The organism is Paenibacillus solani, from assembly GCF_050475945.1.
In the GTDB taxonomy this organism is placed as follows: Bacteria; Bacillota; Bacilli; order Paenibacillales; family Paenibacillaceae; genus Paenibacillus_AQ; species Paenibacillus_AQ solani_A.
This window is the reverse complement of the sequence record NZ_JBCMXJ010000005.1, coordinates 518,540-532,989: the sequence shown is the minus strand read 5'-3', so window position 1 is coordinate 532,989 and position 14,450 is coordinate 518,540. Positions and strand designations below refer to the sequence as shown.

The window sequence follows — 14,450 nt, the reverse complement described above, 5'->3', positions numbered from 1 at the left end:
TCGTCGTCGTTCTGTGTACATAAAGCATGAAGGATCTCTACATAATAGCTAGAGGCTGTAAAGGCACAATCATAGATGTGGAGGATCGGATCATGAGTAAAGGGGCGGGTACAAAAGCAGGGGATTTACGATGGTGGCAGTTATCACTGCTGGGAGTGGCGTCCACAATAGGTACGGGTTATTTTCTCGGATCGGCGCTTGGAATTCGAATGGGAGGACCAGCTTTTCTTCTTTCTATTATATTGGCAGCAACAGCCACTTACTTTGTGTTTGATGTGCTGGCAAGAATGACGGCGGAAGATCCGCAGAAGGGCTCCTTCCGAACCTACGCTAAGCAAGCCTATGGCCGATGGGCCGGTTTTTCTACAGGGTGGATGTACTGGTGCTCCGAAGTGCTGATTATGGGAAGTCAGATGACAGCACTCGCGATTTTTTCCCGTTTTTGGTTTCCCGGTATCCCGATGTGGATCTTTGCGTCAGGTTATGCCGTACTGGGGCTGTTTGTAATATGGATTGGGAACAAGGGATTTGATCGGCTGGAGAATGTACTGGCTGTAATCAAGGTCGCGGCCATTGTCATGTTTCTCGTTATTGCAGCCGCTGCATGGATGGGGTTGCTTAAAGGCGGTACAAAACCGCATGTGCCAAACAGCATAAACTCTTTTTTTCCAGCGGGCGGAATGGGCGCTTGGTCCTCTTTGATTTTTGCCTTTTATGCGTTCGGCGGAATTGAGGTCATGGGGGTCATGGCCGTGCGGCTGAAGAATCCTAAGGAAGCGCCTAAGTCGGGGAAAGTGATGATACTGCTGTTATCTTTCGTATACGTTCTCTCGATTGGTATGGCGGTGATGATGGTAGCGTGGAATCAATTCTCAAAGTCCAAGAGCCCCTTTGTGGTGGCGCTTAGCTCCTATAAGCTGCCATTTATACCCCATATCTTCAATGCAGTATTGATTATTGGCGGTTTCTCAACCATGGTTGCCTCGCTGTATGCCGTGACTACAATGCTGGTTACGTTATCGGAGGATCGGGATGCGCCTCGTCTGTTTTCACGGAAAATGTTTAAACGGAAGACTCCCTTATATGCACTTTCTCTGACAGCCGCCGGATTGATCTTGTCCATTGTGTTATCTTTGCTTATGCCAGGCAAGATTTATGAGTATTTAACGACGGCTGCAGGGCTGATGCTGCTGTATAACTGGTTTTTTATCCTGGTATCGGCAGGTCGGTTAATGGAACTTACAATATGGGGCAAGATCAAAAGATATATCGGAATGCTATTGATCGCTGCAGCCGTCAGCGGCACCGCACTCCATGCCACTAGTCGTCCAGGGCTATGGATCAGTCTTGGCTTTATTGGATTAATCAGTATTGTTGTGTTGTGCATGCGCTCAGTATGGAAAAAATCCGAGCAAGGCAATGCAGCCAAGCTGGACAAGCCTAAGCTTCGTCCCAAGCCTGCGCGTTAGGACAAGAGCGGATACAAGAGGGTTATCGCCCGAATTCCGAAATAAACACCAAAGATGATCAAGGAAAATCCAGAAAGTATGGAGATCAGGGAGAGGGCTTTATTACTTAAATAGCGGCGAAATATGCTGCCGAGCGAAGCCATGAACAAATCCCAGATGACGACTCCTGAGATGACAGCCACACTGTAGAGAAACAATTGTCCAGAACTGTTGTCAGCAGCTGTTTTTACGAGGATCGAACCGTAAATGCCGAGCCAGAACAGAATGGTCATGGGATTGGATACAGACAAAAGGAACCCGGAAAACATGCTTCTCCATAACGTATCTTCATTACTTGCTTGGCTGATGGTTACTTTGTTGGCGTTCAGAATACTTTCCATTCCCGAATAGATAAGAACAAAGGCTCCAAATAACCATAGAAAAGTTTGCATAAACGGTGTGTTCAGGAAATGAACGACCCCCAGATAGACGAGAACCATATACAAGATGTCCGCCAACACGGCACCGATGCCGAACAACCAGGCATGCCAGAACCCTTTTTTTATCCCTTTATCCAGCTGTGCAGCATTGACTGGACCTACAGGGGCAGACAGGGAAAGGCCCAAGATCATGTAGCTTAAAAAAATACTCATTATTTCTATTTCACCTCTCGTAACACTGACGTGAATAAGGATGCTTGTACATCTACTCTTGTACATTGTATTCAGCAGCATGGCAAACTAAAACCAAGAATGAAAAAAATAAGAATTAGTTATCAAAGCCGCGCGAGCCCACTCCCGCGGCTTTGATTGTGTTCACATCTTTGATACGATAGAGAGGATTTGTCTGTAAGTCTGATATGTCTAAAAAAGGGGGCGAAACATGATAGATCATCCTTATCGCATTACCGTGTTGTCAGATACTCATATGCCAAGAAAAGCGAAGGCGCTTCCTGCAGCGCTGCTTGCCGATTTAAGGCAGTCAGAGCTGATTCTTCATGCGGGTGACTGGTCCAACTGGGAACTCTATGAGCAGCTTAGCCAATATGCTCCGGTGGACGGGGTGGCGGGGAATGTGGATGACGATCGAATCGTGGAACGGCTCGGTTACAAAAAGCTGCTGGATATCGAAGGAAAGCGAATCGGCATCGTGCATGGACACGACGGACAGGGTCGGACAACGCCGATACGTGCAAGGAAGGCATTTAGCGATGTGGAAGTCGATTGTATCTTGTTCGGCCACTCTCATATACCCTTCAAAGAATGGGTAGAAGGGGTGCTGCTGTTTAACCCCGGCTCTGCTACGGACAAAAGGCGACAGCCGCAGTATTCATATGGGAGAATCTACATCCAGGACGGCAGCTTGGAAGCGAAGCATGTCTTTTTCGATCAGAAGTAATAGCTATCCTGGTAGAATAACCCACATGATGCTTGCTTTTAAAAATGATCGAATGAGGTTAATGAATAGAAGTTCCAAGCATGAAAAATCTTGTTGATGAGAGGATTGTTATGTCAAAGAAGGAACAGCTCGAACAACAGATTCAAGTAGGTGTATCGGGGTGGGGAGACCACGACAAATTGTATGATGAGGGCACAAAAGCGTCCGATAAGCTGGCAATGTACAGCAGGCACTTCGCCATTGTGGAGATGGATAACTCTTTCTATGCTATTCCTTCACCCGAACAGATGAAGAAGTGGGCCTCCGTGGTTCCGAATCATTTCGGTTTTATCGTAAAAGCTTACCAGGGGATGACGGGTCATGCACGGGGAAAGGACAAGGAACGATATTCAAGCGTCAAGGCGATGTTTGATCACATGCTTGTATCTATTGAGGAGCTGCGGAGTGCGGGCAAATTAAGAACCGTGTTATTTCAATATCCGCCATGGTTCGGATGCGAGCGCAAGCATGTGGACATTCTGAAGCGCACACGAGAGTGGATGAAGGATGTGCCAATCGCCCTGGAATTTCGCCATCAGAGCTGGTATACTCCTGAATTCCGTGAGAAGACCATGGAACTTATGCGTAGTGAGGGCTGGATTCACAGTATAGCTGACGAACCTCAAGCAGGGATTGGCTCCGTGCCGGCCGTCCTTGAAACTTCGGGGACCGATGCCGTGATGATCCGCATGCATGGGCGAAATACTGAAGGGTGGCATTCCAGCGGTCAGCCCAATTGGCGAGAGGTACGGTATTTGTACCGTTACAGTTTGGAGGAATTGGAGCAATGGAAGGAACGGATCGAGCAGTTGCTGGAACACTCGAAGCAGTGTTGGGTTATTTTTAACAACAACTCGGGTGGTGATGCTTCCGACAATGCGAAACAGCTACTTAAGCTCATGGGAATGGATAGCGGACCGGAGCCATTAAGGCAGATGGACTTGCTGAGTGGGGATATAACAGGCGATATATAACTTTAAATGGAATTTATACAGTTTACTGGTTGGCAATCGAACAAATCGTCAAAAATTTGACGCAAATTCATCTGTTTCTGAGATCAATATTATATATAAAGGGTATTTTCGGTATTAAGGCCAAGTGTATTATAATGTAATTGTAAGAAAACATTTAATTCATGTAAAATTAGAAATTCCGTCCTTGAACAATCAAAATAATCTGACGGAGGGAGTCAGCGATGAAGACCCTTGACAGAATGACAGAGGGACCCTGGCAGAAGTACTACGGTCCAAACTTGGGCTACATTCAAGATCAGTATGAGAAGTTTTTGCAAGACCCGCAATCCGTGGAACCGGGATACCATGAGCTGTTCGCCAGCTGGGGACCGCCTCCATCTTTGGAAAACAATGAAAAGAAAGCGGATTCGCAGGGACAAGGTGTAAGCTATGACCCGCAATTATTGAAAAAAGGGGTAGCTGCCGGCAAACTGGTGTGGAACATAAGAACATACGGTCATCTGGCCGCCGACATCGATCCGATTGGGATTGGAAATGAAGCTGACACAAGTCTGCTTCAACCAGAAAGCTACCAACTCAGCCAAGCGGATTTGGCAGCACTGCCTGCAGAGATCGTCTGGGAGGAGGCTCCTGACGATGTCAAGAACGGCTTTGAGGCAATCCAGCGGCTGTTACAACTATATACAGGCACCATTGCCTATGAATTTAGCCATGTGCACGATGAAGAAGAACGCAAATGGCTTAACCAGCAGGCCGAGTCTGGACATTATTTGGCCGAGATGAGTGTGGCCGAGCGCAGAGGGCTTCTGAAGAAGCTGCTTGAAGCTGAACAATTCGAGGAATTTCTTCATCGTACCTTCGTAGGAGCCAAACGCTTCTCCGTAGAGGGCAATGAAGCGCTAGTACCGCTGCTTGATCAGATTGTGCGGGAAATGGCCGAAGCGGATGTTAACTCGATTCTGGTGGGCATGGCTCACCGGGGCCGTTTGAATGTCCTGGCTCATGTGTTGGGCAAGGATTACAGCAAAATTTTCTCGGAGTTTATGCATTCGCCGAATAAACATCTGGTGCCATCCGAAGGCTCTATGGGCATAAACTATGGCTGGACGGGTGATGTGAAGTACCATCTGGGTGCGGATCGTTATTTGAAGAATGATGAAGCGCGCGAGATCCGAATTACACTTGCGAATAACCCGAGCCATTTGGAATACGTCAATCCTGTGGTGGAAGGATTTGCACGTGCTGCTCAGGAGGATCGCAGTAAAGCGGGGTATCCGAAGCAGGATGTGAGCAAAGCTCTGAGCATACAGATTCATGGTGATTCCGCTTTCCCTGGCGAAGGGATTGTACCGGAAACCCTGAACTTCAATAAATTGCCAGCGTTCCGTACGGGCGGATCGATTCACATTATCGTGAATAACCGCATCGGATTTACGACCGAAGGCAAGGATTCCAGATCTACTCATTATGCAAGTGACTTGGCAAAAGGATATGAAATTCCAATCATTCATGTGAACGCGGATGATCCGGAAGCATGTATCGCTGCAGCCCGTCTTGCCAGTGATTATCGCAACAAGTTTAAGAAGAGTATTCTCATTGACCTTGTCGGCTATCGTAAATACGGCCACAATGAGACGGATGATCCGGAAACAACCCAGCCGCTGATTTACCAAAAGGTGAAGAATCATCCTACCGTAAGTACTATTTATATGAAGAAACTGGTAGATGGTGGTTATCTGACCCAAGAGCAAGTGGATGGTTTGAAAAATGATATTGTTGACGTTCTGAAGAATTGTTACGAGAGCGTAAAAGCGAAGGATCCTGTTGATCAGATATTGCTCGGACTGAGCCCGGCTGACAGCAAGCCGAAAACGGAAGTAGCTACGAACGTATCTGCCGAGGTGCTGCGCGGAATCAATCGCGAGCTTCTGCAGTGGCCGGACGGCTTTACTGTATATCCGAAGCTTAAACGTATTCTTGAGCGTCGCAGCAACTCGCTTGACGAGGGCGAAAAGGTCGATTGGGGTCATGCAGAGACTCTGGCTTTCGCTACGATCCTTGCTGACGGCAAACCAATCCGGATTACTGGTCAGGATGCCGAGCGTGCTACATTTGCGCATCGTAACCTCGTGCTCCATGATTCGGTTAATGGAGATACCTTCTGTCCGCTGCACCGATTGCCTCAAGCGAAAGCTTCGTTCGCAATCCATAACAGCCCGTTGACGGAAGCTGCTGTTGTTGGCTTTGAATATGGCTACAATGTGTATTCACCTGAAACCTTGGTTATCTGGGAAGCGCAGTACGGCGACTTTGTCAACTGTGCTCAGGTTATCATTGATCAGTTCATCTCAGCGGGTCGTTCGAAGTGGAGACAGAAGTCCAGCATGGTTATGCTGCTTCCTCACGGCTATGAAGGAAACGGACCGGAGCACTCCAGTGCAAGATTGGAACGCTTCCTCCAGCTCAGCGGAGAAGATAACTGGACCGTGGCGAATCTGACTTCTGCAGCCCAGTATTTCCACCTGCTGCGTAAGCAGGCCGCTTCTACGGAAACCGAAGATGCTCGTCCACTGGTCATTATGGCTCCGAAGAGCTTGATCCGTAATCCGCGGGTAGCATCACCGGTGAATGCATTTAGCGAGGGAGGCTTCCAGAAAGTGATGGAACAGCCGGGCCTTGGCAAATCACCGAAGAAGGTGGAGCGTCTTGTTCTGTGCTCGGGTAAAATTGCCATCGATTTGGAAGAAGCGTTGGCTAAGCAGGATGACCCTGATCAATCCTGGCTGCATATTCTTCGGGTGGAGCAGCTGTATCCTTTCCCTAAAGAAGAAATTTCCCGTGTAATGCAGAAATTCCCGAACCTCAAAGAGATTCTCTGGGTTCAGGAAGAACCTCAGAACATGGGCAGCTGGAGCTATATGGAACCAAGAATTCGTGAAATTGCACCTAAAGGCACAGAGGTCCGTTACAGCGGACGTCCTGAGCGCTCAAGCCCTGCTAGCGGTTATCAGGATGTTCATGCCTATGAGCAACAGACCATCATTTCTTTTGCCCTTAATCGTAAAACTATAAATCAACAGATCTCATTGGGGAGGTAGCGGCTGTGAGCGAAATTACTGTACCAGCTATGGGCGAATCCATCACCGAAGGAACGATATTCAAATGGCATGTTAAAGAAGGGGATAGCGTTAACATCGGTGATGTGCTGCTCGAGTTAGAAACGGATAAGGTTAATCTGGAAATTAGCGCAGAGTCTGAAGGCGTTGTGGAAAAAATCCTTCGTCAAGAAGGTGAAAATGTAACGATCGGTGAAGTGATCGGTCAAATTTCTCCACAGGAAGGTGTTGCTAAAGCACCGGCACCGAAGGCAGCTGAAGCTCCTGCATCCGCTCAAGCGGAGGCTGCCCCGGCACCGGCTGCGGAAGCACCGAAGCCGCAAGCTCCGGCACCATCCCAGAGTGAGGAAGGATCCGGTCTGACCGCATCGCCATCCGCACGCAAACTGGCTCGTGAACGCGGGATTGATCTGGACCAGGTACAGGGTCGCGACCCGATCGGTCGGATTTACCATGATGATGTGAAGAATCACAATGAAGCCAAGCAACCTGCTGCAAGCAAGCCTGCAGCAGCGGCTTCCGCACCTGCACCGGCTGCTGAATACGGCAAACCGGTAGAGCGCACCCGGATGTCCCGCCGTCGTCAAACGATTGCGAATCGTTTGGTTGAAGCTCAGCACACGGCTGCTATGCTGACAACATTCAATGAAGTGGATATGACAGCGATTCTGGATGTGCGCAAGCGTCGTAAACAAGCATTCCAGGAGAAGCATGATGTTGGTCTTGGATTTATGTCATTCTTCACCAAAGCCGTTGTAGGGGCATTAAAGAGATTCCCTCACCTCAACGCTGAAATCGATGGCGACGATATTGTTGTGAAGAAGTTCTATGATATTGGAATCGCTGTTTCAGCGAAAGAAGGACTTGTCGTTCCTGTCGTTCGTGATGCAGATCGTCTTGGCTTTGCTGAGATTGAGAAAGAAATCGGTGCTCTTGCTGCTAAAGCTCGTGATAATGCTCTGTCATTGTCAGAGCTGCAAGGAGGTACCTTTACAATTACGAATGGTGGCGTCTTTGGCTCCTTGCTGTCCACACCGATCTTGAATACACCGCAGGTGGGTATTCTCGGCATGCATAAGATCCAGCTTCGCCCGGTAGCGATTGATGCTGAGCGTATGGAGAATCGCCCGATGATGTACATCGCTTTGTCTTATGACCACCGGATCGTTGACGGATCTGAAGCCGTTCGCTTCCTGGTAACTGTGAAAGAGCTTCTGGAAGATCCAGAGTCCCTGCTGCTGGAAGGTTAAGATCAGCGCAGAGATATGTTTAAATAAGAAGGCCGCATGGGTTATATCCATGCGGCCTTCTTTCATATAACTGAATTTATGATTTGGATTGTTTATCGTTTGGATCTGGAAGATCCCGAGGATTCCAATTCTCAGCCTGAGGCTCCACATCCTGATGTTTATTCACCTTGTCTTGTTGTTCCTTTGAATTGTTCTCCGAATTTTGGTGATTGCGTACTTCCTCGCCACTTGGTTGTGTCATGGGAATACCTCCTTCAATTGAGTATATAGAATACATACCCGATAGGACAAAAGAAAAACAGGCAACATCCCTCAAGAATTTGATTTTCATGAGGGTTAAAGTTAACATGGATGGTGGTAACCATCTTACATATATCATTGGATTACGGATTTATGAGAGGAGAATATGAGTATGACGACGAATCCTTCCCAGCGTACATTGCTGTTTACAGGCGCCTATTCGGAACGTGATGAAAGCGGTGTATGCGTGTATGAATTTAACGAAAATAACGGCGAAATGAAATTGCTTGATAAAGTATCTGGCATTAAAAATCCGACGTTTGTAAACGTGGATCCGAAATCCCAGCGTTTATACGCCATTGGCGAAATATCGGAGCAAGGAGGAAAGGCAGGCGAGATTATCAGCTTTGACATTGACCCTGTTGCTGGTAAGCTAACCGAGCAGAGCCGTGTTCGCAGCGTAAGCAGTTCTACTTGCCACATCCAACGTGATGAGGCGAGTAAGCACTTGATTGTTTCGAGTTATCATGGAGGTTTGGTAGGGCTTCATTCGATCGTTAAGGATGGACAAGCAGGTGAACTGCTGGATGAGAAGAAACATGCTGATCTCGTACCTGTTGGGGAAGATCAGCAGCCAAGAGCGCATTCGGCATTCTATAGTCCGGATGGAAAGTATGTGTTCGTACAAGATTTGGGCCTGGATAAGATTCTTGCTTACACGGTAGATGAAGCTGCCCAGAAGTTAAACTTTCATGGCTTTACACAGCTTGAAGCGGGTGCGGGACCACGCCACTTGGCGTTTCACCCCAGTGGGGCTTACGCTTATGTGATCAATGAGCTAAACTCCAGCGTAACCGTGCTTCGTTATATCCAGGATGAAGGTCGTTTGGAGGTAGTGGATACGGTATCGACTTTACCGCCTGATTTTGAAGGAGAAAGTTATTGTGCTGAAATTGCCGTATCGGAAGATGGAAAAACGGTATACGGTTCTAACCGTGGTCACGATAGCATCGTCGTATTCTCTGTGAATGAAGATAACGGCCGGTTAAACCCTATTCAGTATATCTCAACAGAAGGCGGTCATCCGCGCCATTTTACGTTGATGCCAGGCGGCAAGTTCCTTGTTGTTGCCAACAGAGACGGAAATAATCTTGTCCTATTTAGCGTGAGTCCGGAAGATGGCAAGCTGACATTCACAGGTTATACAGTCACTCAATCCAAGCCGGTATGTGTAAAGCCTGCGGTATTTCAAGTTTAGTCCTTGGTGATAATCTTATAACTGCGTAATTTAAATATGGAGAATCGTTCCCACAGATGCTTGGCAATATGGTTGCCTTGAAGCGAGGGAACGATTTTTTTAGTTTTTTGTAAGTTCAGATACCGGAGGGGATGTGTAGAGAGCTGCTTCCATGACTTGATAGGAGTTTAGGCAGTTTGTTCCAATACGATTCAGAGAAGGACTCGTAAGGGTATGTAATATCATGATTACTTAAGACAGGGAGGTTGTGGCAATGTCAACAAATCAACGTTTGGATGGAAAAGTAGCCATCGTAACCGGTGCTGGTTCCGGAATCGGCCGGGCCGCAGCCCTTCTTATGGCGGAACAAGGTGCTAAGCTGCTATTGATTGATATCGATCATGAACGTGTGGAAGAAGTTAGAAGAACCATTGAACAAGGCGGAGGCGAAGCGCTGACAGGCAACTGCGATATCTCCAAGGCAGAGTCGTTGAAGGATTGCTTCAGTCAAGCAGCCGAGCAGTGGGGCAAGATTGATATCGTGTTTGCCAACGCGGGAATCAATGGCACCAAGGCTCCGATCGAGATTACGGAGCTGGACGAATGGGATGCTACCATCAATACGAACCTAAGAGGAACGTTTGCAACGGTGAAGTACGCGATTCCTTATTTAAAAGATAAAGGCGGCAGCATTATAATAACCAGTTCCATTAATGGTAACCGGGTGTTTACCGGGTTCGGATTCTCGGCGTACAGCACGACGAAGGCAGGGCAGGTTGCTTTTATGAAGATGGCCGCTCTAGAGCTGGCTCGATACAAAATTCGGGTGAATGCGATTTGTCCCGGTGCTATCGCGACTAATATCGATGAGAGCACGATTGCGAAGCCGGAGCTTGAAGAGGTGACAATCCCGATTGAGTACCCGGAAGGCGACCAGCCTTTGGCGGATGGTCCGGGACAACCGGCACAGGTAGCCCAGCTGGTGTCCTTTCTAGCATCGGATGATGCCTCCCATATTACCGGCACTGAAATTTATATCGATGGGGCAGAATCCCTCATCCATTAATCTCACTTACATAGATCGATTATTTGACAAAACCGGTCGTTTTCATCATAATGAATGAACGAATTGTCAAATAGAATTGTGGTGATTGAGATGGGGATGGGAATTGTCGTTGTGGAAATATGCGACAGTAACTTGATGAGTGCTTTGGAACTTGAGCATCTTGAGGACATATATCCCGAAATCGCTGTCCTGCGGGCAGATTGCATGAATCTTTGCGGGCTATGCAAGCTTCGGCCTTATGCATTGGTAAATGGCAAGCGTGTGTTCGCGGCTACGACAGAGGAATGCGTTGAGAAGATCAAAGCAGCCATTGAGGAAGAGTTGTCAGTTTTCCAAGATGATTAATGCGTCTCATGACGTGATCCTACTATATAAAAAAGGGCAAGATGCGAATGGTTCGCATCTTGCCCTTTCGTTTGTTCAAGACGAAATAGGTGCAGTTCTTAAGAAGCGTTGTGGCTTGCAGAGACAATCTCTTCGCACTCCGCGGAGCAGCAGCTATTGTGAAGCTCCTCACACTCTTCACAGCATACATGCTGCAGGTGGCAAGCGTCGTTATCGCAGTTGATATACCGGTCTTCCGGCTTGCCGCAGTGGTGGCATTTGCCCACGATAACATCCTCGTCTGTCTGATTGATTGGCACGGAAATACGCTCATCAAATACATAACATTTTCCATCGAACAGACGTCCTTGCACTTCAGGATCTTTTCCGTAGGTGACAATCCCGCCTTCAAGCTGGGCAACGTCATTGAAACCTTCCTTGAGCATAAAGCCGGTCAGTTTCTCACAGCGAATGCCCCCTGTGCAGTAAGTCAGGATCGTTTTGTCCTTGTGCTCACTCAGATTCTCGCGAATCCATTCCGGAAACTCCCGGAAGGATTGTACTTCTGGGCGTATCGCATTGCGGAAATGTCCGATATCGTATTCATAATCGTTTCGGCCATCGATCACGATCACATCGTCACGCTGCAAGGTTTCATAAAATTCCTGAGGGGATAAGCGGGTTCCGCTGATCACGTTGGGATCGAGTTCATCTTCCACACGGAAAGTAACGAGCTCTTCGCGGTGACGGACGAACATTTTTTTGAATGCATGTCCTTCGGATGGATCAATCTTAAAGACCATATCCGCGAACAGCGGGTTCGCGTGCATATCCCGCATATATTGTTCAGTTTGTTCAATCGTACCGGATACCGTACCATTAATACCTTCAGAGGCAACAAGGATGCGTCCTTTGAGACCCAGGTCTTTACAGTATTGAAGATGTTCGTTCTTGAACATTTCGGGGTCCGGAATTTGAACAAATTTATAATAGAGAAGAATCTGATACTTCTGTTGTTCTGACATGATTTCATCACCTGTTCTTTTCTTATATTCAGCCACTTCCATACCTTATAGAATTGTATTGAATTCAATCCACATAGTCAACTTAAATGTATAGAAAGTTTGCCATCAATTGAGAATCTCGCAGTAGCTCGTATTGAAGATTGAATAGGGAATAAACAATCCTTCGTGTCTCGTTATCACAAGATTCGAAGGATTGGTATGTAGCCTGGTTCTTTTGTAATGTGGGTTTATAGTTCGGTCAGCTCTCCCCGTACGTATGCCAGCAGCTTTTTTAGCCAAGAGATTTCAAGCTCCATATAGCTTAAGGAATGCTCCTGAATTAAATGAACGTTAATAGGCGTTCTGTGCTTTAGCAAATTCCAATCCTCGACAATTCTCTTCTTTGCCGCTTGAAGTTTTTGGATAGCCTCCTCAATCAGAAAAGCCAGCTTGACTGGATCAGCATGCTTCAGAAATACGGTCGAAGAATAAAGGGACTTTACATCTTTAAAGTTCTTAAAGGCGGCGTAAATTTCCTCCTCAAGTACTTTTCGTCCCGCATCCGTTATACCATAGGTTGTTTTCTCAGGTCGATTCTCTTCCCGAGTGACCTCAATCTTCTCGATATATCCTTGTTTCAGCAGCACTTCAAAGTTGTAATATAAACGTCCGTCATTTAATTTTTGGACATCCTCCAGGTTATCGCTTTTCAGCATTTTTTTGATATCGTAAGGATGATGGTTTCCCTCGCACAGATTCCCCAAAATAAATACGCGAAGCGACATCGGCAAAGACCTCCCTTTTTCGAACATACGAAGAGCCAGCTACTTCCCAGGAGGAAGCAGCAGGCTCTTTAGAACATACGTATATTTTATCTTAAAATGCTTTAAGATGCAGCAGAAATTGCTGATTTTTGTTTATCTGCCTCAGGAGACATAAATTTAAAGGATAATGCGACAAGAACGGTAGACACAACGGCCATAATAATCAGTCCTGTGAGATGTTCGCCGATTTTGCCACCACCAAAGAGGATGCTGAACTCGGTTTGAACGGTATAAAACATAATAGAAATATGACTAAAGAACTTAAAGAATCCGTCCATCATACCGTAAGTAAGCACGGCACCACTCGAAATGGTCTGAATGAGCATTAAAGTGAGATTAGCAAAGATCGCTTTATCTTTTAACAGAATACTAAAGATCGACATGAACTCAATAGCTGCAAACAGTTCCAGAGAATGGAGCAGCCACATCTTCACGAAGGTCTCGGCTCCATAACCACCTTGCACCAGGAAATAAATCGTCAGCCCGATGAGCGGTCCTAGCAATGAGACAACAGCATTCACACCTTGTGCGGACCAAAAAGCGGGCCATAGTCCCATTTTTCCTTTGACCGTATTCATTCCTCCCACAATCATCATGGAGAAAATCATGGCACCTACATAGGAAACCATCGTCAGGAAGAAGGGTGCCATCTGATTATGCATTCCTGCAGGTACCGGGTTAGAATAAACGACATTTGGCGTTACTTTGGTAGGAATATCAGCTGCAAGTGCCTTGGCTTGATCTGCGGGCATATTCAGCTTCAGCATAATTCCTTCAGCACCCTGAACAGCAAACTGCTGATTCAGGCTATTTGTAATTTGCGTAGAAATCTGGTCCATTGTGCTGGTTACCATCGCCGGATTGGATTGGTTAATCATAAAATCCAATTGGGGATGCTCACCTTGTTTAGATAGCTTTTCACCAAAGTCTGCCGGAATATGCAGAACCATATGAATATCACGGTTATTCAAATCTTCTTTGGCCTGGTCCAGTGGAAGATTTGTTACCATCTTAAATGGCAGTTGTTCCTGAAGCTGCTTGGCAATTTGCTCTCCGGCTTTAGCATTCTCATTCACAATGGCAATGGATAGCTGGTCCATATTTCTTGGGATGGCGGAATAGCCAGACATGAAAATAGCAATGAATGCGATCTGATAAAAAATGATCATGACGATACCGCCAATGACAGATCCATTCTTCAATAAAGTAAGAAAGTTCTTCATTTCCTGTGTACTCCTCTGCATATAATATTTATATTAAAGTACTCAAATTTGAGTAAGTAATGATAAATTATACTCATCGAGATAACCTGTGTCAAATTTCACAAGCTATGTTGCAATGACTTTTTTAACACTTGCCTGTGTTAAATGTTAACAAAGAGCAGTTATTCAGGTGAGTTAAGACCGCCGAGATGGCTCTTGGGATCGAACACAGCTTTTAAAGGTGGGATGGACAGACGTTGGTCTTGTACATTCCGCCTTGTCCTGTCAAACGTATAACGTGGCAGGTTTGCCTAAAAACGACAACTAT

General features: G+C 46.7%; 13 protein-coding genes. 8 read left to right on the top strand and 5 right to left on the bottom strand.

The annotated features are described in order from the left end of the window. The first annotated feature begins 92 nt into the window (after positions 1-92). Positions 93-1,469 carry an amino acid permease gene (locus ABEQ74_RS04170; protein WP_430119769.1) on the top strand — a complete coding sequence of 459 codons (1,377 nt, stop codon included), beginning with the start codon at positions 93-95 and terminating at the stop codon, positions 1,467-1,469. Here the strand turns inward: ABEQ74_RS04170 and ABEQ74_RS04165 are convergent. After that, positions 1,466-2,101 (bottom strand): LysE family translocator, encoded by a 636-nt coding sequence (locus tag ABEQ74_RS04165; RefSeq protein WP_430119767.1) that lies wholly within the window; start codon positions 2,099-2,101, stop codon positions 1,466-1,468. The two genes, ABEQ74_RS04170 and ABEQ74_RS04165, sit on opposite strands and share 4 nt — an antisense overlap. A gap of 232 nt (positions 2,102-2,333) precedes the next feature. On the opposite strand from ABEQ74_RS04165, the gene ABEQ74_RS04160 reads away from it, so the two are divergent. The 4 genes from ABEQ74_RS04160 to odhB all read left to right on the top strand — a co-directional run bounded on the left by ABEQ74_RS04160 (position 2,334) and on the right by odhB (position 8,225). Further along, on the top strand, positions 2,334-2,846 hold the full coding sequence (locus ABEQ74_RS04160) for a metallophosphoesterase family protein (RefSeq protein WP_430120912.1): 513 nt from the start codon (positions 2,334-2,336) through the stop codon (positions 2,844-2,846). A gap of 110 nt (positions 2,847-2,956) precedes the next feature. Next, the gene (locus tag ABEQ74_RS04155; protein WP_430119765.1) at positions 2,957-3,859 is read left to right on the top strand and encodes a DUF72 domain-containing protein; all 903 of its coding nucleotides are present in this window, start codon (positions 2,957-2,959) and stop codon (positions 3,857-3,859) included. A 221-nt stretch (positions 3,860-4,080) separates the two neighbouring features. Beyond that, a complete protein-coding gene (locus tag ABEQ74_RS04150) occupies positions 4,081-6,957 on the top strand; it encodes a 2-oxoglutarate dehydrogenase E1 component (RefSeq protein WP_430119763.1) in 2,877 nt (958 codons plus the stop codon). Positions 6,958-6,962: 5 nt separating this feature from the next. After that, entirely contained in the window at positions 6,963-8,225 is a 1,263-nt protein-coding gene (gene odhB / locus ABEQ74_RS04145) for a 2-oxoglutarate dehydrogenase complex dihydrolipoyllysine-residue succinyltransferase (protein WP_430119762.1), read from the top strand. A gap of 76 nt (positions 8,226-8,301) precedes the next feature. Here the strand turns inward: odhB and ABEQ74_RS04140 are convergent, their stop codons facing one another. Next, positions 8,302-8,466: a hypothetical protein gene (locus tag ABEQ74_RS04140; protein WP_430119760.1), complete on the bottom strand. Its 165-nt coding sequence runs from the start codon at positions 8,464-8,466 to the stop codon at positions 8,302-8,304. Between the two features lie 171 nt (positions 8,467-8,637). Between ABEQ74_RS04140 and ABEQ74_RS04135 the strand changes: the two genes are divergently transcribed. From ABEQ74_RS04135 to ABEQ74_RS04125, 3 genes are all read left to right on the top strand, one after another. Further along, a complete protein-coding gene (locus tag ABEQ74_RS04135; protein ID WP_430119758.1) occupies positions 8,638-9,723 on the top strand; it encodes a lactonase family protein in 1,086 nt (361 codons plus the stop codon). Positions 9,724-9,976: 253 nt separating this feature from the next. After that, on the top strand, positions 9,977-10,768 hold the full coding sequence (locus ABEQ74_RS04130; protein ID WP_430119756.1) for an SDR family oxidoreductase: 792 nt from the start codon (positions 9,977-9,979) through the stop codon (positions 10,766-10,768). A gap of 96 nt (positions 10,769-10,864) precedes the next feature. After that, the gene (locus ABEQ74_RS04125; RefSeq protein WP_430120910.1) at positions 10,865-11,113 is read left to right on the top strand and encodes a DUF1450 domain-containing protein; all 249 of its coding nucleotides are present in this window, start codon (positions 10,865-10,867) and stop codon (positions 11,111-11,113) included. A gap of 98 nt (positions 11,114-11,211) precedes the next feature. Here the strand turns inward: ABEQ74_RS04125 and ABEQ74_RS04120 are convergent, their stop codons facing one another. From ABEQ74_RS04120 to ABEQ74_RS04110, 3 genes are all read right to left on the bottom strand, one after another. Continuing rightward, on the bottom strand, positions 11,212-12,117 hold the full coding sequence (locus tag ABEQ74_RS04120) for a rhodanese-related sulfurtransferase (protein WP_430119754.1): 906 nt from the start codon (positions 12,115-12,117) through the stop codon (positions 11,212-11,214). 227 nt (positions 12,118-12,344) lie between these two features. Further along, positions 12,345-12,881, bottom strand: a complete 537-nt coding sequence (locus ABEQ74_RS04115) for a PadR family transcriptional regulator (RefSeq protein ID WP_430119752.1) — start codon at positions 12,879-12,881, stop codon at positions 12,345-12,347. Between the two features lie 101 nt (positions 12,882-12,982). Continuing rightward, positions 12,983-14,143 (bottom strand): YhgE/Pip domain-containing protein, encoded by a 1,161-nt coding sequence (locus tag ABEQ74_RS04110; RefSeq protein WP_430119750.1) that lies wholly within the window; start codon positions 14,141-14,143, stop codon positions 12,983-12,985. Positions 14,144-14,450: the final 307 nt, after the last annotated feature.

Bases quoted from the DNA above. Each gene is read 5' to 3' on its own strand.
- ABEQ74_RS04170 (WP_430119769.1), top strand. From the start codon at position 93: ATGAGTAAAGGGGCGGGTACAAAAGCAGGGGATTTACGATGGTGGCAG.
- ABEQ74_RS04165 (WP_430119767.1), bottom strand. From the start codon at position 2,101: ATGAGTATTTTTTTAAGCTACATGATCTTGGGCCTTTCCCTGTCTGCC.
- ABEQ74_RS04155 (WP_430119765.1), top strand. From the start codon at position 2,957: ATGTCAAAGAAGGAACAGCTCGAACAACAGATTCAAGTAGGTGTATCG.
- ABEQ74_RS04150 (WP_430119763.1), top strand. From the start codon at position 4,081: ATGAAGACCCTTGACAGAATGACAGAGGGACCCTGGCAGAAGTACTAC.
- ABEQ74_RS04140 (WP_430119760.1), bottom strand. From the start codon at position 8,466: ATGACACAACCAAGTGGCGAGGAAGTACGCAATCACCAAAATTCGGAG.
- ABEQ74_RS04135 (WP_430119758.1), top strand. From the start codon at position 8,638: ATGACGACGAATCCTTCCCAGCGTACATTGCTGTTTACAGGCGCCTAT.
- ABEQ74_RS04130 (WP_430119756.1), top strand. From the start codon at position 9,977: ATGTCAACAAATCAACGTTTGGATGGAAAAGTAGCCATCGTAACCGGT.
- ABEQ74_RS04125 (WP_430120910.1), top strand. From the start codon at position 10,865: ATGGGAATTGTCGTTGTGGAAATATGCGACAGTAACTTGATGAGTGCT.
- ABEQ74_RS04120 (WP_430119754.1), bottom strand. From the start codon at position 12,117: ATGTCAGAACAACAGAAGTATCAGATTCTTCTCTATTATAAATTTGTT.
- ABEQ74_RS04115 (WP_430119752.1), bottom strand. From the start codon at position 12,881: ATGTCGCTTCGCGTATTTATTTTGGGGAATCTGTGCGAGGGAAACCAT.
- ABEQ74_RS04110 (WP_430119750.1), bottom strand. From the start codon at position 14,143: ATGAAGAACTTTCTTACTTTATTGAAGAATGGATCTGTCATTGGCGGT.